The organism is Emticicia sp. 21SJ11W-3, from assembly GCF_024138715.1.
Lineage (GTDB): Bacteria > Bacteroidota > Bacteroidia > Cytophagales > Spirosomataceae > Emticicia > Emticicia fluvialis.
Genome location: NZ_CP092074.1, coordinates 4862690 through 4884369 on the forward strand (window position 1 = coordinate 4862690; position 21680 = coordinate 4884369).

16 protein-coding genes are annotated in these 21680 nt (G+C 41.6%); 8 read left to right on the forward strand and 8 right to left on the reverse strand.

What is annotated here, in order from left to right; all coding sequences use genetic code 11:
* Positions 1-5: 5 nt before the first annotated feature.
* Positions 6-872 carry a tol-pal system YbgF family protein gene (locus MB380_RS20610; protein WP_253531180.1) on the forward strand — a complete coding sequence of 289 codons (867 nt, stop codon included), beginning with the start codon at positions 6-8 and terminating at the stop codon, positions 870-872.
* 107 nt (positions 873-979) lie between these two features.
* Here the strand turns inward: MB380_RS20610 and MB380_RS20615 are convergent, their stop codons facing one another.
* A complete protein-coding gene (locus tag MB380_RS20615; RefSeq protein ID WP_101724684.1) occupies positions 980-1423 on the reverse strand; it encodes a PEGA domain-containing protein in 444 nt (147 codons plus the stop codon).
* A 520-nt stretch (positions 1424-1943) separates the two neighbouring features.
* Here MB380_RS20615 and MB380_RS20620 point away from each other — a divergent pair.
* Entirely contained in the window at positions 1944-2426 is a 483-nt protein-coding gene (locus MB380_RS20620; protein WP_253531183.1) for a hypothetical protein, read from the forward strand.
* A gap of 59 nt (positions 2427-2485) precedes the next feature.
* Here the strand turns inward: MB380_RS20620 and MB380_RS20625 are convergent, their stop codons facing one another.
* Complete coding sequence (locus MB380_RS20625) at positions 2486-3145, reverse strand: DUF1080 domain-containing protein (protein WP_253531186.1); 660 nt, start codon at positions 3143-3145, stop codon at positions 2486-2488.
* A 51-nt stretch (positions 3146-3196) separates the two neighbouring features.
* Entirely contained in the window at positions 3197-4468 is a 1272-nt protein-coding gene (locus MB380_RS20630; protein WP_253531189.1) for an acyltransferase family protein, read from the reverse strand.
* Positions 4469-4762: 294 nt separating this feature from the next.
* On the opposite strand from MB380_RS20630, the gene gnd reads away from it, so the two are divergent.
* Positions 4763-5668 (forward strand): phosphogluconate dehydrogenase (NAD(+)-dependent, decarboxylating), encoded by a 906-nt coding sequence (gene gnd, locus MB380_RS20635; RefSeq protein WP_253531192.1) that lies wholly within the window; start codon positions 4763-4765, stop codon positions 5666-5668.
* 9 nt (positions 5669-5677) lie between these two features.
* Positions 5678-7123, forward strand: coding sequence for a gluconokinase (locus tag MB380_RS20640; protein WP_253531195.1), 1446 nt, complete (start codon positions 5678-5680; stop codon positions 7121-7123).
* 109 nt (positions 7124-7232) lie between these two features.
* Here MB380_RS20640 and MB380_RS20645 read toward each other — a convergent pair whose 3' ends face one another.
* The 5 genes from MB380_RS20645 to rlmN form a co-directional block, all read right to left on the reverse strand.
* A complete protein-coding gene (locus tag MB380_RS20645; RefSeq protein ID WP_253531198.1) occupies positions 7233-7730 on the reverse strand; it encodes a GtrA family protein in 498 nt (165 codons plus the stop codon).
* A 118-nt stretch (positions 7731-7848) separates the two neighbouring features.
* Positions 7849-9555, reverse strand: a complete 1707-nt coding sequence (locus MB380_RS20650; RefSeq protein ID WP_253531207.1) for a hypothetical protein — start codon at positions 9553-9555, stop codon at positions 7849-7851.
* A gap of 30 nt (positions 9556-9585) precedes the next feature.
* Positions 9586-10347, reverse strand: coding sequence for a hypothetical protein (locus MB380_RS20655; protein ID WP_253531209.1), 762 nt, complete (start codon positions 10345-10347; stop codon positions 9586-9588).
* A 4-nt stretch (positions 10348-10351) separates the two neighbouring features.
* Positions 10352-10948 carry a YdeI family protein gene (locus tag MB380_RS20660; RefSeq protein ID WP_253531211.1) on the reverse strand — a complete coding sequence of 199 codons (597 nt, stop codon included), beginning with the start codon at positions 10946-10948 and terminating at the stop codon, positions 10352-10354.
* 240 nt (positions 10949-11188) lie between these two features.
* Positions 11189-12238, reverse strand: coding sequence for a 23S rRNA (adenine(2503)-C(2))-methyltransferase RlmN (gene rlmN, locus MB380_RS20665; protein ID WP_253531214.1), 1050 nt, complete (start codon positions 12236-12238; stop codon positions 11189-11191).
* Positions 12239-12378: 140 nt separating this feature from the next.
* Between rlmN and MB380_RS20670 the strand changes: the two genes are divergently transcribed.
* The 4 genes from MB380_RS20670 to MB380_RS20685 all read left to right on the forward strand — a co-directional run bounded on the left by MB380_RS20670 (position 12379) and on the right by MB380_RS20685 (position 21669).
* Positions 12379-13176 (forward strand): SDR family oxidoreductase, encoded by a 798-nt coding sequence (locus MB380_RS20670; protein ID WP_253531217.1) that lies wholly within the window; start codon positions 12379-12381, stop codon positions 13174-13176.
* A 249-nt stretch (positions 13177-13425) separates the two neighbouring features.
* Positions 13426-16608 (forward strand): SusC/RagA family TonB-linked outer membrane protein, encoded by a 3183-nt coding sequence (locus tag MB380_RS20675; protein WP_253531220.1) that lies wholly within the window; start codon positions 13426-13428, stop codon positions 16606-16608.
* Between the two features lie 22 nt (positions 16609-16630).
* Entirely contained in the window at positions 16631-18178 is a 1548-nt protein-coding gene (locus tag MB380_RS20680; RefSeq protein ID WP_253531223.1) for a SusD/RagB family nutrient-binding outer membrane lipoprotein, read from the forward strand.
* A gap of 302 nt (positions 18179-18480) precedes the next feature.
* A complete protein-coding gene (locus MB380_RS20685) occupies positions 18481-21669 on the forward strand; it encodes a SusC/RagA family TonB-linked outer membrane protein (protein WP_253531226.1) in 3189 nt (1062 codons plus the stop codon).
* The last annotated feature ends 11 nt before the right edge of the window (positions 21670-21680 follow it).

Here is a 21680-nt window from a genome sequence, read left to right on the forward strand (position 1 = left end):
CAATTATGCCGGTTCCAAAACCACATCAATTTATAGTCAGGCTTCTGGCAACTGTTTGTCTGACAATCCCAAACCTGCTCTGGGCTCAAAATCTGAAAGAAACGTTTGATTTTGCTAATCATCTCTATGAAAAGAGAGATTTTGACGGTGCAGCCAATACTTATAGAAGAGTTATTTTCTTTGATAAAAAAGAGGAGTTCAGAAAGCAATGTTATAAAAACATTGCCGATTGCCTCTATGCCACCCAAAACTTTGAAGAAGCCGCCGATTACTATGAGCTGGCTTTTTATCAGCAAAAAACTGATAGCCTGAAAGCAGAGATTCTGTTCCGGAAACTTTCTTGTTTTTTACTGACCAATAACTTTGAATATGCCGAAATAGAACTCTTTAGCTTACCTGAAAACCTCAGCGAATCACAAAAAAGACGAAAAACCTTTTATGCGGCTGTTCTTCATTTTTCAACAGACCGATACAAAGAGGCAAAAAAGGAATTTATAAGCCTGATTGATTCAACAGACCTGGAAGCGAAGCAGAAGATACATGAGTTGTTTGCAAAAAATGAGAAAATCAGTCGGCTCAACCCTAAAACAGCTCAGACCCTGAGTATGATTCTACCCGGATTAGGGCAGTTTTATGCCGGAGATGTAAAAAACGGTTTTAATTCTTTTTTGCTCACCGGAGGCATTATCACCTGGGGAGTACTTACGGCTATTAATAGCGCTGCACGGTTTGATGTTTTCATTACCATGGTTCCGTGGTTTCAGCGATACTACATGGGTGGTTACAATAAAGCTGCCATTATTGCAGAGAATCAGAAGAAAAAACGAAGAGCAAAAGTTTATAATCAGCTGCTCGATGTAGTTTCAAAGTAAATCTGTTTACATATAAAGATTTTACTGCATAAAAAAGCCCCTGAAAAGCCTTTATTAGCAGTTTCAGGGGTGTATATAACAATACCGGCAGCGGGCATTGCATCAAATTACTTGCTCACAACATACAACTCAACCACGTTTTTCTTAGAGTCGATGTCAATCCTTGTTGGATTCAACATGGCAGTTTTGTTGTTTTTAGATAATGTAATGTCATATACCTTTCTGTCATATTTCAATACCGACCCAGACAATGCATCAATACCCCAACCCAATAAATTGCCAAGATTCAAGACACTAACCACATTAAATTCTTTATCAAGCGTAATCAATCTGGTTTCGTAGCCATCAAGTTTGTATTCAACATCTGTATCGTTCAGGCTTCTTTTCATATTAACTGTACATGGCGTTTTGCATAGTTCAATGCCATCTTTGTAGATTGTTGCACCAGACGGTGTACTGTTAAAGGTAATTCTGTCTTTTGTGCCGGTAAAGATAGTTGCGCAACTTGTCATCATCAGGCCAGTAATGGCCAGTAAAAAAAATCTTTTCATAGTAATACTTAATAATTAAAATTTAGCTCCTACTCATTAGGCTTTTCGGAAAACGCCCCGTTTTTTATGATGGTTTCTGGTCTCCATTTTTGTATGTTTATGTAATATGAGGCTTTGGCTACCTATTAATACATAATATATACAATTTACCTTTAATGCTCATTAAGGTTTATATCACTAAACCATTACCAATAAGCAACATACAAGGAAGTTTCAATCTGGCCTCTACTTCCAGACAACCAAGAAACACATTACCCCTACAAAAATTGAATAATTATTTTAAGCAGGGTACCTTTCAGATATTATCTATTGATTAAGAATTTATTTTACCGAAAAGCCTGAAACAACCCATAAACAAATTGTAGGCTTTATGCAGGCAGCAAAGGTTGTATTATGCTGGGGTTACTTAAACCTCATAAATTTATGCAAGTATGCAAAAAACAAAACAAATTGGCAAGCCGTTACCTATAAAAATGACAATTAATCCCAGCCGTTATCATCCACTTAAAAATCTGAGATTATGAAAAAAATAATTGCCACAGCTATGCTGTGTTTTCTTTACTTTTTATCATTACACAATTTACAGGCACAGGAATTTTACAACGGGCCAAAAACCCTTAATGCCGGATTGTTTTTCGGATATGGAACTGGCGTGGGTGCATCTTTTGATGCCAGAGTGCACGAATATCTGAGTGTGGGAGCCATGGGGGCTTTTACGTCACAGAATTATATTGGAGGCACCAGAAGTTCTGTAAGTTTAAGTGCCCGTGGCGCGTTTCATGCTGGCAAGCTCATTAATCAGGCTATGCAAACAAATAATGAAGATTTTGACCCTTATGCCGGGATACTGGTTGGTTTAAGAGCTGAAAGCTATTTACAAAACCAGACAAAGGGCCTTGTAGGAATATTTGTGGGGGGCAGGTATTATTTTCAGAGCAAGCTGGGCATATATATGGAACTGGGTGCCCCTTATTCGTCAGTGGGTATAACTTATAAACTCTGAATCAGCAAAACCGCTGTACAACAGAAGAGGCGAGCTTTTACCCACCTCTTCTGTTATTTTTATAGCTCTCTGATACGAATAGATTTAAATGAAATCATATCGCCATGGTCTTGCAGGGCAATTTTGCCTTTTGCATGGGGCTTGGCGTATTCTGCGTCAGCAAATTTACTTTTGGCTACCATTGCTATCCAGTCGGTACTGCCGTACTCGTACTCTACCAATTTTTTGCCATTCAGCCAGTGCTCAACGTGGTTATCTTTCACAATAATCTTACCGGTGTTCCACTCGCCTGCAGGTTTTACTACCGTAAAATCGTTGGCTGGCTGCATATCATAATTGGCAGCTGTTTTCTGGGTGTCTTTCAACTTGGCCGGATACCCGCTGTCGTCAATTATCTGGTACTCAGGGCCAGACATATATGAGGCACTTGATTCAGGTTTTTCAATTACTTTATAAATAATACCGCTGTTACCCTTAGGAGCCACTTTGTATTCAAATTCTAACTCAAAGTTTTCATATTCTTTGTCAGTCACCAGGTCTCCGCTTTTGCCGTGGGTCATCAGTGTGCCGTTCATTACATGCCAGCCTTTAACGCCGGTGCCATGCCAGTTATGCCAGCCGGTGGTTGTTTTGCCATCAAATAGTTTTACCCATTTCCCTTTCTGTGCAGTTGCATTCATTACACAAAGTGCGAAGGCCGCAATCAGTATTTTTTTCATGTTCAATAATTAGGTTGATTAATAGATAAATATACTTACTAAAAAACAAATTTAAACTTTAAAAATTAATTTTCTTCTGTAAAAATAAAGCAGAATAACATACCATATCAGCAGATAAATCAGCGCACCTGCCAGCGAGGCATTTTTGGGCTCGCTAAATAAAGGAGCAATGTTGTAATCATAAAGCCATGATATTAAACCCGGGTAGTCATTGGCAGCCTTACCGTTTAGCGGAATCTTGATGGCATCAAGCGCCCTTGGAACTATACCCGAAAAGAAGAAAACAACCATTGGGTTTACGCCAAAAATCACAAAGGGCTTTGTCCAGAAATTCACCGCCATTACATCAACCACATAATATAGTATGGCCAGTGTTATTAAAGCCCAACCACTTGTATAAAAAACAAAAGAACTTGTCCATAAAGCCTTGTTGATAGGAAAAACCATATTCCACAATAAGCCAATGCCCACACCGGATAATCCCGCTAATAACAGATATAATGCTTTTTTCTCGCTCGTAAAGCGCGCTGTTGTTAGCATTTTTCCGGTTAAAACACCTGCTAGCCCGGTTGCAATGGCTGGTATGGTACTCAAAATCCCTTCCGGGTCCCAGGTTTTGGAAACACTCCATAAGTGCCCCGGCAGCAAGACGTTATCCAGCCAGGCAGCCAGATTAGTTCCTTTTTCAAAATTGGCTTCACCTATACCCGGCACAGGTACCAAACTCATTAATGCCCAGTAACCCAACAAACAAACCAAAGCAACGGCTATATGCACGGGGGTTTCGGTGGTAGCATACAAAACCGATACTATCAGATACACCAGAGCAATGCGCTGCAATACACCTGGTATGCGAACAGTGCTGAAATCTTCTGCCACAAAAGCCAGTATAATCATCAGCAAGAATAAAGCAGTGGCTACCACAAATTGCCTTTGCCTGTTATACTCGCCCAAAAGCGCTATGGTAATAATGGCGGTTAAGCCTAAACGAAACAGCATAAGCGATACCCCGGCCAGTTCACCAATATGTATTTTAGAATAGAAGTTAAGAAACAAACCTAAAAGAAATATCCTGAGCGTGCGGGTAATTATCCGCCCGAAAACAACGCCATCAAAGCGCTTAACCGGCATTGACAAAACCGTAGACACCCCCACTATAAACAGGAAAAACGGAAACACCAGGTCGGTAGGTGTGCATCCGTGCCATTCGGCATGTTCCAGAGGTGGATAGATGTGCCCCCAGTCGCCCGGGTTGTTCACAATAGTCATCAGCATAATAGTCATGCCCCTGAAAACGTCTAGTGACGTCAAGCGTTGTTTCATCTGTATGTTAGTAGGTTATCTTTAGCAATTTAGCGATTAAACAATACATACACCAATGTATTATTACATAAAACATTACACTATTAATTACTCTACTGACATACAGCCTTTAAATACTACTATGTTTTTCAATTACGCTATTTCAGTTTAACTAACTATGTATCTCAAACATAAAATTTCGTAGCTTTGGGCATTATCATGGTCATCTGCCCTGATAATGCCTTTTCTCTGCAAAGCATTAATAAATCTGAAATTATTTTATCATTTAAACCAACCTGCAAGGGTATAAAATATATGCAAATCGGAATTGTCGGCCTGGGTAAAATGGGCTATAATCTGGCTCTTAACTTACGAAATCATAACTACGACGTAGTTGCGCAGGATGTAAACACAGAATCGGTTAAAAAAATAGGAGAAGAAGGCGGCATAACCATTGCCTATACGCTTAAAGAGGTATGTGAGAAGCTGACAGGCCGAAGAGTGATATGGCTAATGGTACCGGCAGGAAACATAGTAGACAGCGTTATTGAAGAGTTACTGAATTACCTATCTCCTAACGACATCGTGATTGACGGCGGTAACTCTCACTTCAAAGAGTCGGTTCGTCGATATAATTATTTAAAATCAAAAAGCATAGAGTACCTTGATTGCGGCACCAGCGGTGGCACCAGCGGTGCCTTAAATGGAGCCTGCACCATGATTGGTGGCGACAAACAAACTTTTGAATACGTTGAAGCCGTGTTTAAAGATATTTCACTGGAAAACGGATACCTCTACACAGGTGCTTCCGGTAGCGGGCATTTTGTAAAAATGGTACATAATGGTATTGAATACGGTATGATGCAGGCCATTGCCGAAGGCTTTGAGGTTTTTGAGCGGTCGGAATACGATATTAATTTTGAAGCTGTTGCCAAGTTGTTCAACCACGGTTCGGTAGTACGAAGCTGGTTGATGGAGCTTACTGAAAACGCGTTCAGAAAAGACCCGCACCTGGATGCGATCAAGGGAATTATGCACTCGTCAGGTGAAGGCAAATGGACACTGGAAACCGCGCTTGATTTAGGCGTGCCTACACCTGTTATTGCTTTATCCTTACTAATGCGCTATCGGTCGCAGATAGAAGATACGTTCTCCGGAAAAGTAGTGGCAGCTCTGAGAAATGAATTTGGCGGACACGCCGTAGAAAAAGCGAACGGGTAAGTACTGAAAATGGCAAACACAGTAACAGAATATTTTATTGGCATTGATGTAGGCACTACCACTACCAAAGCCGTTGTATTTGACAGAGCCGGTAATGTGCTGAACCAATACAGCAGTGGCTATGGTATGACCCACCCAAAAGCTAACTGGAGCGAGCAAAACCCTGACGAAATCTATGAGGCATTCAGGGAGGCACTCCATGCAGTTGTAACGCCTGCTATTGCCGAAAAATGCATCATTTCTTTTTCGTCAGCCATGCATGGGCTAATTGCTGTTGACGAATCGGGTAAGCCACTCACCAATCTGATTCTGTGGGCTGATAACCGCGCCACCGATTTGGCTGTGCAATTAAAACCTACTGAAACCGGGCAAGAAATTTATCATAGAACGGGCATCCCTATACACCCGTTCTCGGTTTTCAGCAAGATATTGTGGCTGAAAGAAAACGAACCGGATGTTTACAGGCGTGCGCATCAGTTCATTGGTATAAAAGAATACCTGTGGTTCCGGCTGTTCGGCGATTACACCATTGATTATTCGCTGGCATCGGGCAGTGGATTATTCAACTTTAAAGAAATGGCCTGGGACTCCCTGGCTTTGTCAATACTTGGTATTTCTGTGGCTCAGCTTCCTATGTTGGTACCTACCACTTATATGCGGGAAAATGACACAAATCCATCACTTCCGTTAGTCAGCTATGTAATTGGTGCAGGAGATGGCCCACTGGCCAATCTTGGTTCTGGCGCTATGAAACCCGGCCAGATGGCTTTTACAATGGGTACCAGCGGTGCCGTAAGAATGTGCGTGCCACTGCCTTACACCGACCCCAAAATGCGTACTTTTAATTTTTACCTTTCAGAAAACCAGTATATCATAGGCGGCGCAACCAACAACGGGGGCATTGTGCTGCAATGGCTGGAAGAACAAATACTGATATCAAAAAATACCAAAGCCCAGTTAATAGCAGAAGCGCAAAAGCTGGAAACGGGCAGCGGAGACCTGTTGTTTTTGCCATATATTTTAGGAGAAAGAGCCCCGGTATGGAATGCCGAAGCTAAGGGCGTTTTCTTCGGCCTGAGCATTACGCATACACAGGCACATCTGGTAAGAGCCGTAATGGAAGGCCTGATACTGAATGTGTATTCTATTGGTAAAATACTGATGGAGCAGCAGCCTGTTAATGAAATATTTGCCAGCGGTGGATTTGCTAAAAGCGACTTCTGGCTTCAGCTGGTGGCTGATATTTTTCAGAAAAAAGTAGTTGTATGCGAGACCGTGGAGGGGTCGGCCTGGGGAGCTGCTTTGCTGGCCATGCAGGCTTTGGGAATTACAGAAGAAGCAGGGAGAACGGCTGAAGGAAAAGTGTTTTTGCCTGATGCCGAGGCGGGCGAAAAATACCACCGTATTCATGAGAAGTTTGAACGCCTGTATGATAAACTGAAAGATGAATTTTAACGTATTGCGAAGCGATGCTTCGCATTAGTTCCGCGGAGTGATACTCCGCGAGTCATTGAAGAGCAATTTGAAACTAGAATAATAAAAACTAACCCAATCAGAAATCCACTTAATTTCCTTTAAAAAACAGCTTGAAATTGTGGTACAATCCGGTTGTTCTGAAAGTAAAGTGTTTGTGTGAAATAAAATTAACAACGAAGCTCATACCCATACCAAAGAAGTGAGAAATAAGCGCTCCAAAATCAATACTTTTACCAAAAACAAGCTGTTCTTTTTCAAAAATGGTATATTCTCTTAAAATGTGCAGGCAATAGTAAGCTCCTTTAACGGTTATAATACCCGAAATAAGAGAGACTAACAGAAACTTGATGCCCTCGCGAAAAGAGTTTTTAGAATGCCTTTGATTAAAAGCAAAAATTTTGGTGAGAAAAAAACCGATGATAAAAGCTATAACATAACCAAGGGCAATTGATAGCTGAAACGAAAACCCAAAGAAGTTCTGTGTAATAGAACTTACAATTAATTGTACCATTACACCAGAGCATGCAATAAAAAAATACGAAATCAGCTCTTTATATTTTGCCAGTTTGCCTTCTAACTTTACCACCTGAATTTATTTTACTATTCGATTAAATTATTGTAATAATAATAGAACGCCAAAAGTAATAAAAATTTATGAGGTAGGCATATTAAATATTGTAGGCGGTTGGCCCACAATATGAATATTAGTATCTCCAGCTTTTTAGGTCTGCACCTTTAGGCGCTGTTTTCTTTACTTCTTCTGCCCACTTGGGTATAAACATGCGGTGGTAACGTAATCTTGAAATATAATTGGGCTGTGTGTGGTCGCCATTCCAGCAATGCTCGGCTCTGTCGCCGTAATCCACTTCTCCGTCATAGGCGGGGTTAGATACCCCCTTCAACATTTCTTCGGCCAGATACACGGCATTGTTGAGATAGTAATTATCCATATCGCCACAATAAATATGGATTCTACCCTTCCATTTTTCACCGTTTTTTGCCCAGTCACGCTTCATAATATAAGCAAGGTCATAGTTTTCTTTCCAGTAATTGGCCACCTCTTTATCTATCACTCCGGTTTGTTTATCCCATATTCTTTTGGGGTAACCATCTTTGCCAATAGGAGAATACACGGCTTCCCAGATATCAAACTGCTGGCCGCTTCTGGTTTTGCTCCCTAATGCCAGCTCCCGCATGTTCATTTCGGCTACCGTGGCTGATATTTGCCCCAGATAATCACGGTGGCCGGGTCTGGGCAGTTTTTTAAACTGGCTGTCGTACCAATACGCATTCTTATCTTCATAAATATTTACGGTTGTAAAGGCTCTGAAATCAATCGGGTCCGGGCATGCCGCATAACAGCCATTGTACTGGTCAGGATACTTGACCTGTACTGCCAGGGCCTCCCAGCCACCCGTTGAGCCACCATAAGTGAATCTTGCCCAACCCTCACCAATACCTCTGAACCGTTTTTCAATTTCCGGAATCAACTCATAGGTAATAGCATCGCCATAAGGCCCGATGTTTTCTGAATTAACCGCGTACGAATCATCGTAAAACGGACAAGCGTGTTGTATCTCGATAGCTATTACCCGCGGAAAATCCTTTCCTGTCCACATTGTATAGAAATCGTAGGCTTCCTGCTGCACTATTTTATTGTAGCCGTATATCTTGAAACGGGCGTTATAATCATTCGGAAGATTGGCATCGGGAGGAGTGGTGCGGAAACCATCAAAATCTTCAGGAAAATGCCCATGAAAAATAGCCAGCGGATATTTCACGTCAGGGTGTTCATCAAAGCCTTCAGGCAACAAAATATGCGCGCCCAAATACATAGGCCTGCCCCAGAACTCGGTCAGCATTTTACTCTGTATCTTAATATGTTTGATGTACTTAGTATCTTTAGGCTCTTCAACCGGAGGTATTATCTGGTCCAGATTTAACTTCACAATGGTGGCTCCTTTAGGGTCAAATCTTACTTTAACGGGTTTTGAGTACAGGTTTCCCGGTGCCAGATTCCATTGCTGGCCTTCGCCCCTATCCATTGGCATTTTTACGGTATGGCCGTCTTTCCGGTGAAAGGTCTCGTACTTATGTAACAAAACCTGTACGTAATATTCACCTGCCGGCACCTCTTTCAGGTATCTTTTCGGATACCCGAAACTGTTATTGTTGTTTACTATTCTCGCCTGAGAGGCATTCCAGTTTTCTACATCAATGCCAAATACCAGTTGCGTATTCAGGGCATCGGTAATATCAAAACGGGGTTCCCGGTTCGGGTTTGTTGAGAGCATTACCAACAGTCTTCCGTCTAGCAGGCCTTGCTGGCCGAAGGCGGTTACAGAAAACTGCGTTTGCGCAAACCCTGCTACCGACAAAAGCAGAAGGGCGAACAATAGACTTTTTTTCATGAATGTTTAGTTTAGTAGTTTATGGGTTTATCAATGATGTTGCTTGCCATACTTCTTCAGGGCTGTTTCTACATCCAGTTTTGCAGCTCTTATTAATCCATTGCCTGCTTTTTCTCCGGCGGCTATGTCAATATTATGAATATCGTAGGCTTTGCCTCCCAGGTCAACCATTATTACATCAAAAGTAAAAGCAGTTTCAGTATTGGCTATAAACCAGTGAATGTTGTTCTTCTCGTCTGAAACAGACGAACTGCTGCCCACACCGGCCGTTTTTTCAATGGTAGGTTTTATAAGCAGGTATTTATCTTCTTCTGCTACTTTGTCATAGTGTTTCAGTGCAAATTCACCTTTTAAAACCAAATGCGCCGACGACATATTTGAATGCCCATGCGGAATAATAGCACGGCCTTTTTTCATACCAAAAATCTTCCTGATAAAAACTGTCTTTTCAGGCAGCCCATCCAGTTTCGGAAACTTAACCATTCTGGTATTTACACCCAGGTCGGGGTAATCAAACCCATGCGTCAGGGTTTCAAAATCAATAAACTTTAACAGCTCGGATAATTCTATCTGATTAAAGAGCTCTTCAACCTGCTGCTGCCACAAAACCGGTGGAATCTTTTGCAACTTCAGGTCATTACAAATCTCTGTCAATTGTTTTGCCCAGTGCGTGGCAACAGGCCTGACCGAACTTGCAAAAGCCTGAGAAGTAAATAAACTCTCTAATAAAAAATAATTAAGAGTTGTACCCAGCATTGTTTTTCCGAACTCCCGTCGGTTTTGCAATTCCATACTATTATTTAGGTTTTGGGGTATATTGGTTGGCCCTTTCGTTTCTTTCAGCCAGTGTTACGGTTTCCAGAATCCTCTTCTTTCTGGTTTCTTCCTGTTTTGCATTCAGCAGCCATTCAAGTATGCCTCTTTTTACCGACCGGGGAAAAGCCTCAAAATAGGCCTTTGCAGTAGGATTATTATCTAATGCCTGTTGTAAATCTGGCGGATTAATCAGGTTCTCCACATCATCAAGGGCTGTCCAGTAACCATTTTCCTTGGCGAAATCAATTATTTTTGTGCCAGGTGCTGCCATTAACCCATCGGCAATCAAATTTTCAACCTTTGCCTTGTTTACTCTGCTCCAGTTGCTTTTTGGATTTCGCCTGGCAAAAAACTGATAATAAAAATCATCATTACCACTTTTTATTGAACTATCTACCCACCCAAAGCACAGCGCTTCATCTACGGCTTCATCATAAATGACACTTGGCACACCGCTTTGCTTTTTGTATAGCTTTAGCCAGATGCTCGTGTGCTTATCGTGGTTATCTGAAAGCCATTGTCTCCAGGCCTTTCTGTTCTCAAATGCCATTGCATTAGCCAAATCATTACCAGCCATAATAAATTCAATACAATAATTAAAAACCGTAATTTAAGAGATTGCAAGCAGTAAGGGCGCACTTCAAGCAACAGCAAAACCACAGACGGCACGCATTTAACAAATATAATAGCAGGCCATGTAAATAGAAAGTATCGTGCAGGTAATTTAAACGGAAGATTTTAAGAGTGGCGAGTGTGCAAAAATTGATAAATGCCTGTTAAAAAATCAGAGGTACCTTTTCCGGGTACCTCTGGTAGTTTAAGCTGCTACTGTGGGCTCTTTTATGGCCAGTTGACCACAGGCTGCGTCAATATCTTTCCCGCGGCTTCGGCGTACATTTACTATTACGCCTTTATCTTCCAGAAATCTTGCAAATTTACCGAGTTTGTCTTCTGTAGTATTTACAAAGTCTGCTTCTGCAATGGGGTTATATTCTATGATATTCACTTTTGCAGGTACTTTCTTGGTAAACTCCCACAATTCTTTAGCATCCTGCAGGCTATCGTTGAAATCATTAAAAACGATGTACTCGAACGTTATCCGGTTACCTGTCTTTTTATAGAAATAATTCAAGGCAGTAGCCAGGTTTTTCAACGAATTGGTTTCGTTAATGGGCATAATCTCGTTACGCTTTACATCATTGGCGGCGTGCAACGACAAAGCCAGATTAAACTTCACGCCATCATCACCCAGTTTCTGAATCATCTTGGCTATACCTGCAGTACTGACGGTAATACGTTTCGGCGACCACCCCAAGCCATCAGGAGATGTAATTCTGTCTATCGATTCAATCATACTGGCATAATTCAACAAGGGTTCACCCATACCCATATATACTATATTGGTAAGCGGAGCCTGATAGTGTTCTTCTGCTTGTTGTTTTATTAATACTACCTGGTCATAAATCTCGGCGGCATCAAGATTACGCTTGCGGGGCATATAACCGGTTGCACAAAACTTACAGGTGAGCGAACACCCAACCTGCGACGACACACAGGCGGTCATACGGTCATCCGCCGGAATCAAGACCCCTTCAACCAGATTACCATCAAACAATCTGAAGCCCGACTTAATGGTTTTATCGTTCGAAACCTGTTTTCTTAAAACCGATACCGGTCTTATTTCAAAATTCTCTTTCAGTAAATCGCGGGTTTTTAATGAAAGGTTTGTCATTTCATCAAAACTTCTTGCCGATTTTTTCCAGAGCCATTCTAATATCTGCTTGGTCCGAAACCCCTGCTCTCCATGACCCGAAAGCCAGGTTTTCAGTTGGTCGGCAGAAAGCTTTCTTATATCTTGTTTTTCCATATTTTCTTCAACTATTTTGCAAAGTTCTGAAATTATCGGGGGTTTTACCAAAATATGCTGAATTATCATAATTCATACCCCGATTGAAGTAAACAATAATGTGCTAACAGAAGTTTGGTAATTGAAAGAATTAAACAAAAATGAAAAGATTTTCAAACAAGGTTGTCTGGATTACGGGGGCTTCTTCCGGCATCGGCGAAGCCACCGCTTATGAATTTGCCAAAGAAGGCGCAAGACTGGTTCTATCGGCAAGGCGCCTGGATGAGCTTCTCAGGGTTAAACAAAACACAGGCCTGCCTTATGCCGATGTGCTGGTTTTACCAATTGATGTGGAGCGCCAGGATGAGTTTCCGGAAAAAGTACAGGCTGTTATCAGGCATTTCGGCAGGATTGATGTGTTGTTCAACAATGCCGGGATATCACAACGAAGTTCAGTAGCTGAAAGCAGCATGGAAGTGTACCGTAAAATTATGGATATCAATTTCTTTGGTGTGGTAGCGCTAACGAAAGCGGTTTTGCCTGTAATGGTAGAACAGAAATCGGGCCATATTGCCGTAACAAGCAGTATATCTGGCAAGTTGGGTACGCCTATGCGCTCAGGCTATTGCGCTACCAAGCACGCCCTGCATGGATTTTTTGATTCTTTGCGTGCCGAGGTCTGGAAAGAGAAAATAAATGTAACCATTATTTGCCCGGGTTATATACATACAGATATATCAATCAATGCCATAGCAGGTGATGGTGGGAAACATGGTAAAATGGATAAAAATCAGGAAACGGGAGTATCGCCGGAAGCATGTGCAAGCGAGATTGTAAATGCCATTGCCAAAGGCAAAGAAGAGGTGTACATCGGGCGTAAAGAAGTAATGGGTGTGTACCTGAAAAGGTTCTTCCCGGGTATTCTTTCAAAAATTGTCAGAAACCAAATGCCCAAATAATATTCGGCAAAAATTACAATTGATAAAATTTTAAACAAAGGCTCCAAAACTGGAGCCTTTGTCTTTTCCAGGAATAATACAACACTATTTGGCCTATTGTCCATTTATTTGTAAAAAAAATTAAAAATTTACTTTTTTTTAATTTCACTTGACATTTTAACAAAAAAACTTACTAATTTAACGCCTCAATAGGTGGCCTAACCCATGTATTGCATTTACTAAACTAAAAAAACAAACTAAACAAACTGTATGAGGAAACTTCTACTTGCCAGCATAATGCTGGTATTGGGTAGCTATGCTTATGCCCAAAATGTCAATGTAACTGGAAAAGTTACGGCTGATGATGGCTCCGTTCTACCAGGAGTGAGTGTCGTAGTAAAAGGCACTAATCAAGGTGTTCAAACAGATGCAAGTGGTATCTACAAAATTTCTGCAAAGAAAGGCGCCTCTCTATTATTCAGTTTTATTGGCTTTGAATCGCAAACCATTGCAATTGGTAACTCATCTACTATTGATGTAACACTTAAAGCCGATGCGGCTCAGCTGAACGAAGTAGTTGTAACAGCTCAGGGTATTCGTAAAAACCTGAGAGAGGTTGGTTACGCTTATTCAAAAGTTAGTACAGAAGACGTAACGGTGGGTCGTTCTCCGCAGTTAGCTCAGGCACTTTCTGGTAAAGTAACCGGTTTGGCGGTCTACAACGTTAACAATAGCGTTGACCCACAGGTGAAAGTGGTATTACGTGGTTTCCGCTCATTGACGGGTAACAACGAAGCCCTTATTGTTCTTGATGGTATTCAGACCACCTCTACTGTGCTTGCGCTAATTAACCCTAATGATATCGAAAACATCTCGATTCTTAAAGGTGGCCAGGCCGCAACTCTTTATGGTTCTGCCGGTATCAACGGTGCTTTGGTAATTACCACTAAAAAAGGTACAAAAGGTAAACTTAAAGTAAATTACTCTAATAGTACAAACGTTGAGCAAATCAGCTTTTTACCTGAGTTTCAGGATAAATATGGTTCTGGTTCTCACTACTACCCTTCTTATGGCTCGGCAGGTTACAGCAGCGACCCCCTTGTGCGTATGAAAGGCAACTGGCGTTCTTTTGAAAACCAACAATTCGGTGACCCTTTTGATGGTTCACTTCGCCAGTTAGGCCGTTCGGCATCAGATGGTACCACAAACATTTTACCATACGCAGCTGTAAAAAATGCGCGTTACAAAGCATTTGACACTGGCGTATCAATGAACAACCAGATTGGTTTTACCGGTGGTGACGAAAACGGCACCTACTATATGTCGTTAGAAAATCAGAAAATTCAGGGCATTGTACCTGGCGATAAAAGTGAAAGAACAGGTGCCAGGGTTGCCTCATCAAGAGACTACAACAAACTAAATGTTGGTTTCAATGCAAGTTATACACAGGCAAAATATGACAGAACAAACTCAGACTTCTATAACGACGTAATCAACCAGCCTGCCAACCTTCCACTACAGGATTATCGCGACTGGCAAAACAACAAATTTGCTAATCCGAATGCCTTTTTTAACGATTACTACAACAACCCTTACTTTAACGCAGATAACCAACGTAGGGTTTATAAAGATGCAAACATTTCAGGAACGCTTAGCTTAACTTATAAAGTTACCCCTTGGGCAACATTAAGCAACCGCCTGGGTGCTATGAATAACTCACGTACACAGAAAAGTACTACAGGTAAGTTCTTGTATTCAGACTACGCTAAAACCAAGGCTTTTATTGCTGAACCTTTCTATCGTGATGGTGACGGTACTGGTGTTTATCGTGCCGTTACTGACATATTAGGTGGGGTTACAGATTACACCAAAACTGAAAACGTAATCAATAATGAATTTCAGTTGACGTTAGAAAAAGACTTCGGCCCGTTTGCTAATAAATTAATTTTAGGTAATAGTGTTTATCAAAAGTATATCAAAGAAGTACAGGTTGGTTCAAGCTCAATTGTGGTACCTGGTGTTTACAACGTTTCGAACCGTCAGGGTGAGTTAACAGGTTTTGAAAACACTTACATGAACCGTCGCGTAGGCTACTATGCTGACTTATCAAGCAACTTCAAAAACTGGCTGATTCTGAACGGTACTTTCAGGTATGATCAGACATCGCTATTCTATAAACCGGGTCGCCCTAAAAACCTTTGGTCGTACCCTTATTATGGCGTTGCGCTATCATTTATCCCTACCGATGCGTTCCCATCGCTTAAAAGCAATGTGTTGAACTACGCCAAATTACGTGTCAATTACAACAAAAACGCAAATGACAATATTGACGTTTATGGCCTTGACCTGACATATCCAAATGGCGCTAACTTCCCATTTGGTAATACGGTAGGTTTAACTGTAGGCAATACTTTGCCTGATGTAAACTTAAAGCCGGAATCGGTAACTTCAGGAGAGATCGGCGGTGAATTCCAGTTGTTCAACAACCGCGTTAATATTGACGTTTCAGCTTATACCCAGAAATCTGTTGGCCAGGTAATTACTGTAAAAGTACCAAACTCTACCGGCTTCCCGAACTTATTGATTAATGTGGGTGAAACTAAAAACTTCGGTTATGAAGGTGAGTTTAAATACCTTATCTCAAAAGGCACAAAATTCTCATGGGATGCCAGTGTAAGGTATTCTTACAATGATAACAAGGTATTGGAATTGTATCCTGGTATAAACGAGTTCGTTCTTGCTGATGGCTTCTCGTATGCAAATACAAACGTAATAAAAGGTTCTCGCTTCCCGATGCTGAAAACTGATGGGTATCAATATGCCCCTGATGGGTCTGGCTATCGTTTGGTTAGTGCAACTACCGGGTATCCGTTGCGTCAGACAACCCTTACCCCAAGAGGTGGCACATTGCCGCGTCATATTGTTGGTCTTGGCTCAAGATTGAATTATGGCAACTTTACATTTACGTTTAACTTCGAATATCGTGGAGGCAACTATATGTTTAGCGACCTAGGACGTCAGATGACCTTTACCGGTTCTGGTAAATGGACAGAAAACAGAACTGACCAGATTTTCCCGAACTCTGCTTACTTAGATGATAAAGGTAAAGTAGTACCTAACACTACCGTTAAGGTACGTGAACCTGAGTACGCTCTTTGGGTTGACCAATACCGGAATATTGCAGAGAACTTCGTAGCTCCGGCCTGGTTCATTAAACTGCGTGATATCAACCTTTCTTACAGCGTTCCGCAAAGTTTCCTTACCAAAACAAAAATATTCTCTGGTGCGAGCATAGCTCTGTACGGTCGTAACCTGTTTACTATAGTAGACAAATTGAACTACTACACAGACCCTGAGTATAGCAGAAGTACAGGAAACGGCTTAGGTCTTAACAGTACTGGCCAAACCCCTCCTGTGCGCCAGTACGGTGTAAACGTTAACCTTACATTTTAATCAACATTATCATTGACTAAACATGAAATTAAAATCATTTATTATATCAGCTCTGGTTGTTTTGGTTGGTAGTAGCTGTAAGGAGTCTTACTTCGACATTAACACTAACCCTAACTCCCTACCTACTGCTTCGCCAAACTACGTATTTACCAATGCCCTGAACGTTTCGGCCAATAACATTGCCGGCAATACAAACACAGGAGGTTCAAGCGAAATTGGCTTTTATTGGGCCGGACAATGGACACAAGGTAACGGGTACATCATTAATACCGCCCAGTTTGCCTATAACTTTACCAATGGAGATTTTAACTATTGGGATGGCTATTATGATAACCTTCAGGATTACGAATATGTAATTAAAAATGCTGATGCCAATAATCAAGCCTTCTTAAAAGGACCAGCTAAAGTAATGAAAGCTATGTTGTTTCAACAACTGGTTGATATGTATGGCAATGTGCCTTATACTGATGCATTGAAGGGAACGGCTTCTTTGGCTCCGAAATTTGATGATCAGAAAACAGTATATGAAAACCTGATTAAGTTGTTGGATGAAGCCATCGGAGACCTGAAAGCCAATGCTTTTGCAAGTGCATTTTCTGGTTCTGACATTGTATTCAAAGGAAACAATACTAAATGGATTCAGTTTGCTAACTCTTTGAAATTGCGTATACTGATTCGCCAAACAAAAATTTCGGGAAGAGATTCTTATATTAAACCTGAAATCAACAAAATTGTCAGCGAAGGTACAGGCTTTATTACCGGTGAAGATGTAGGCCTGGGTGGTTCATCGTTCTTCCTTGCCACTGCCGGAAAATTAAACCCTGTGTATGACCGTTGGGGATATGACGCAAATGGTGCTAAAAGAGCATTGAATAACTATCCTCGCCCAACACAATTCCTAATTAACAGCCTTAAAGCAGCGGGTGATACCCTTCGTATGAAGAGAATTGCTTATGCTAACAGTGGCGAAAACGGCAGCGCACCAGGTACAAGCATTTTGAAAGAAGTAGCGGCAAACTATTCAGGCACACCATTTGGTGTTAGTTCAGGTTACCTACCTGCCAATACTGTATCTTTAGGACCAAGCCTAATTGTAAAAGGTGAATACAACAGACCTTATATTTTGATGACTGCTTCTGAAGTTCAGTTTTTATTGGCAGAAGCAAAACAGCGATATGCCGATGTTACGCTTCCAAAAACCGCTAAAGAGTATTTTGAAGAAGGTATCAAACAATCTTTCCGTGTTTTGGGGGCTAGCACTTCAGGTGCCGAAGCTTACAAAGGAAGTGGCATTGTAAACTATGACTGGGATGCTTCAACAGATAAACTAGCGGCCATTGCTATTCAGAAATGGATTTCGTTTGTAAACTTTAACGGTCTTGAAGCGTGGGCTGAATACAGAAGAACTAATCTTCCGGTTACGCCTCAAACTATCCAATTACCCGGTGAAACCAAACGTCCGCTTCGTTTCTTCTATCCGGGCACTGAATTGGGTTCTAACGGTGAAAATGTAAAAGCACAAGGTACGATAGATGTATTCACGACCAGAATTTTCTGGGATGTAGACTAACAACCTGGTACCGATAAAAAAAAGACAACAGGCGTACCTGTTGTCTTTTTTTTATACCTCAACAAATACAAATTATTAAGAAAAGCGGTTTAGCATAGCAAAATATATCTGTTTGTCTGCTAAACTTCAGGTTGCCCTTCGTCGAAAAATAAATCAGAAAAATCGTTACAAGAAATTAATTCATCTAAAAAGATATTTAAATTTTTTTAAAAAGTATCTCAAATTTCAAAAAAACACTATACCTTAGTACCAAAGTACAAACGTATTGTATAATTAATTAGCTAAACAAACTAACGAACTGTATGAAGAAACTTCTACTGGCCTGCTTTATGCTGGCTTGGGCGAGTTTTACATTTGCCCAAGATGTGACCGTAACCGGAAAGGTTACCGCTGATGACGGCTCCGCACTACCCGGAGTAAGCGTTATTCTGAAAGGAACAACAAAAGGTACACAAACCAATGCCGACGGTAATTATTCAATTGCTGCAACAAAAGGCTCCTCTCTCCTATTTAGTTTTATAGGCTTTGAATCACAAACAATTGCAGTTGGCAATATGTCTGTTATCAATGTTACATTAAAGAGCGACGCCGCGCAATTGAATGAAGTTGTGGTAACTGCATTGGGTATCTCTCGTGAAAAAAAATCACTTACCTACACGGCTCAAAGCATTAGTTCAGACAAACTAACGGTTTCTCGTGATGCCAACGTGGGTAATGCCCTTGCCGGTAAAATTGCCGGTGTGCAGGTATTGGGTCAGTCGGGCGCCAAATTTGGTTCACCAAATATCCGTATACGTGGTGTAAACTCTCTTACAGGCGGAGACCCCCTTTATGTGGTAGATGGTACGCCGGTAGGTAGCATTGCCGATGTAAACATGGACGATGTTGAAAACCTGACTGTATTGAAAGGGCCATCGGCTACTGCTCTGTATGGTAACCGTGCATCTGGCGGGGTAATTGTAATTACAACCAAACGTGCCAAATCAGGTGAGACCACCTTTACTATCAACCATAGTACTACTATGGATCGGGTGGGTCTGCTACCAAAATATCAGAACGAATACGGTGGTGGTTACTCTCAGGATTGGGAAACATTTAACTATAACCCTGCTATTCACCCTGCTGCCTGGGCTTCTTACAACGGACAAAAAATCCTTGACTACTCGGCTGATGAAAGCTGGGGGCCACGCCTTGACGGCTCACCTCACCGCTCAGCGTTTTCTTGGCAGCCTGGCCCTGAATTTGGCAAGCTGACACCATTTGAGGCTTCTCCAAACAACGTAAGAGATTTCTTTGAGAAACCTTTCAGCCACAATACAAACCTTGCGTTTGCTAAAGGTGGCGATAATTTCCAAAGCCGCGTTTCATATACTCATCTTGACAACAACGGTATTATACCTAACAGCAAGCAGTTGAGAGATTATATCAGCGCCAAGAACACTTTTAACATTACAAAGAAATTTTCAGCAACGCTTGATATTACCTACTCTGCTACACGTGCCAAAAACGTACCTGCAGATAACTACGGTTCGTCAGGTGGTACAACAGGAAGCATGGGCTTGCCTACTGGTGTGCCGGTAGCAGCGGTTGGCTATAACCAGACTGTGGGTTCATTTAACCAGTGGTTCCAACGCCAGTTGAAAATAGAAGACCTCAGAAATTACAAAAATCCTGACGGAACTTACAGAAGCTGGAATATTGGTGGCCCGCTTGACCCAAAACCAAAATACTGGGACAGCCCTTATACGCAGATGTATGAAAGTACTAACCTGAACAATAACGACCGTATCTATGGTAGCTTTGGGTTGAGATATAAAATCTTCGATTTCCTTACTGCTTCTGTAACTACTCGCAGAGACTGGAGAAATTACTACGGAGAAGGCCGTATTGCAACAGGAACCCTGAACGCAGGTGGATTGGGTGCCTATGCTAACTATACAACTACCGGCTATGAAAACAACCATGAAGCCTTGTTGGCACTTGACAAAACACTAGGCAAGATATCATTGGTTGGAACTGCCGGTGGCAACATCAGATATTCAAGAACAACTGTGCTTTCGCAAGCTACCTCGGGTGGCCTTACGTCTCCGGGCTTCTATAACATAGCGGCTTCAAAAGACCGTCCTTCTGTTGGCAACAGTTTAATTGAAAGACAAGTAAACAGTTTGTTTGGTAGTGCAAGTATCGGTTATGACAATACCTACTTCTTAGAAGGAACTATTCGTAACGACTGGTCGTCAACGCTACCGGTTGCGCACAATTCTTACACCTATCCATCGGTAGGTGCCAGTGTTGTAGTTTCAGAGCTGATTCCGAAAAACAGCATTTTGTCATTTGCTAAAATCAGAGGTAGCTATGCACAGGTAGGTACCGACGTTGACCCGTACAGAATTTATCAGACCTATTCAATTGGTAATGCGTTCGGCTCAAACCCGACTTTGTATTTGCCAACACAACTACCAAATGCCGACCTTAAACCAGGCCTTTCATCAGCCTATGAGGGTGGTATTGACCTGAAATTCCTGAATAATCGTATCAGCGTTGAGTTTACAGCTTATAAAAACCAGAACAAAAATCAGATTCTTGCATTGTCTGTACCACCAGCCAGTGGTTACAGTTCAACACTTATCAATGCCGGTATGATTGAAACCAAAGGTTTTGAATTACACATAGGGGCTACTCCTATCAGAACCACCGGCGGATTTACCTGGGATGTGGATATTAACTTAGACCGCAGTACATCAAAAATTGTTGAATTGCAGGAAGGTCTTACTAATTATCAGTTAGGTGGCCCAACCTGGAGAACCTTAACTGTAAATGCCCGTGTAGGTGAACAATGGGGTATTTTACAAGGCAAAGGATATGTAACTAATGACAAAGGCGAAAAAGTGGTAGGAGCCGATGGCCATTACTTAGTGCAGGACAACAAATTGCTTGGTTCGGTACTGCCTAAGTTCAAAGGTGGTTTGTTGAACGTATTTACCTACAAAAATTTATCGCTAAGAGCTAATATCGACTTCATTGTGGGAGGAAAATTCTTCTCTACAACCCGTATGTTTAACGCTTATGCTGGTCTTGCTGCCGAAACGGCCGGCCTGAACGAATTGGGTAAACCAAAACGTGACCCGGTTTCAGCAGGTGGTGGTATTTTGTTGCCCGGCGTTACTGCTGACGGCAAACCTAATACTGTTCGTGTTGAAACGCAGGAGTTTTATGAAGACAAAATGTTTGGATTTAACGAAGCATGGATTTATGACCAGACTTACGTAAAACTAAGAGAGGTTTCGTTGGGATACAACATTCCTAAAGGATTTTTGAATGGTAAAGCATTTAAATCAGCCAGAGTTTCATTGATTGTTCGTAACCCTGTGTTGATTTACAGCGCCGCTGGTGGTGGTATTGATATCTCGGAAGCTGAACTTTACTGGACAGAAGGTGGACAGTTGCCTCCGGTACGTTCATACGGTATCAACCTTAATTTAGGATTCTAATCTCAGAAAAT

Excerpts from the sequence above, each read along its gene's own strand:
- MB380_RS20615 (WP_101724684.1), bottom strand. The coding sequence starts at position 1,423 with ATGAAAAGATTTTTTTTACTGGCCATTACTGGCCTGATGATGACAAGT.
- MB380_RS20610 (WP_253531180.1), top strand. The coding sequence starts at position 6 with ATGCCGGTTCCAAAACCACATCAATTTATAGTCAGGCTTCTGGCAACT.
- gnd (WP_253531192.1), top strand. The coding sequence starts at position 4,763 with ATGCAAATCGGAATTGTCGGCCTGGGTAAAATGGGCTATAATCTGGCT.
- MB380_RS20620 (WP_253531183.1), top strand. The coding sequence starts at position 1,944 with ATGAAAAAAATAATTGCCACAGCTATGCTGTGTTTTCTTTACTTTTTA.
- MB380_RS20685 (WP_253531226.1), top strand. The coding sequence starts at position 18,481 with ATGAAGAAACTTCTACTGGCCTGCTTTATGCTGGCTTGGGCGAGTTTT.
- MB380_RS20650 (WP_253531207.1), bottom strand. The coding sequence starts at position 9,555 with ATGAAAAAAAGTCTATTGTTCGCCCTTCTGCTTTTGTCGGTAGCAGGG.
- MB380_RS20625 (WP_253531186.1), bottom strand. The coding sequence starts at position 3,145 with ATGAAAAAAATACTGATTGCGGCCTTCGCACTTTGTGTAATGAATGCA.
- MB380_RS20670 (WP_253531217.1), top strand. The coding sequence starts at position 12,379 with ATGAAAAGATTTTCAAACAAGGTTGTCTGGATTACGGGGGCTTCTTCC.
- MB380_RS20675 (WP_253531220.1), top strand. The coding sequence starts at position 13,426 with ATGAGGAAACTTCTACTTGCCAGCATAATGCTGGTATTGGGTAGCTAT.
- rlmN (WP_253531214.1), bottom strand. The coding sequence starts at position 12,238 with ATGGAAAAACAAGATATAAGAAAGCTTTCTGCCGACCAACTGAAAACC.
- MB380_RS20655 (WP_253531209.1), bottom strand. The coding sequence starts at position 10,347 with ATGGAATTGCAAAACCGACGGGAGTTCGGAAAAACAATGCTGGGTACA.
- MB380_RS20660 (WP_253531211.1), bottom strand. The coding sequence starts at position 10,948 with ATGGCTGGTAATGATTTGGCTAATGCAATGGCATTTGAGAACAGAAAG.
- MB380_RS20640 (WP_253531195.1), top strand. The coding sequence starts at position 5,678 with ATGGCAAACACAGTAACAGAATATTTTATTGGCATTGATGTAGGCACT.
- MB380_RS20630 (WP_253531189.1), bottom strand. The coding sequence starts at position 4,468 with ATGAAACAACGCTTGACGTCACTAGACGTTTTCAGGGGCATGACTATT.
- MB380_RS20680 (WP_253531223.1), top strand. The coding sequence starts at position 16,631 with ATGAAATTAAAATCATTTATTATATCAGCTCTGGTTGTTTTGGTTGGT.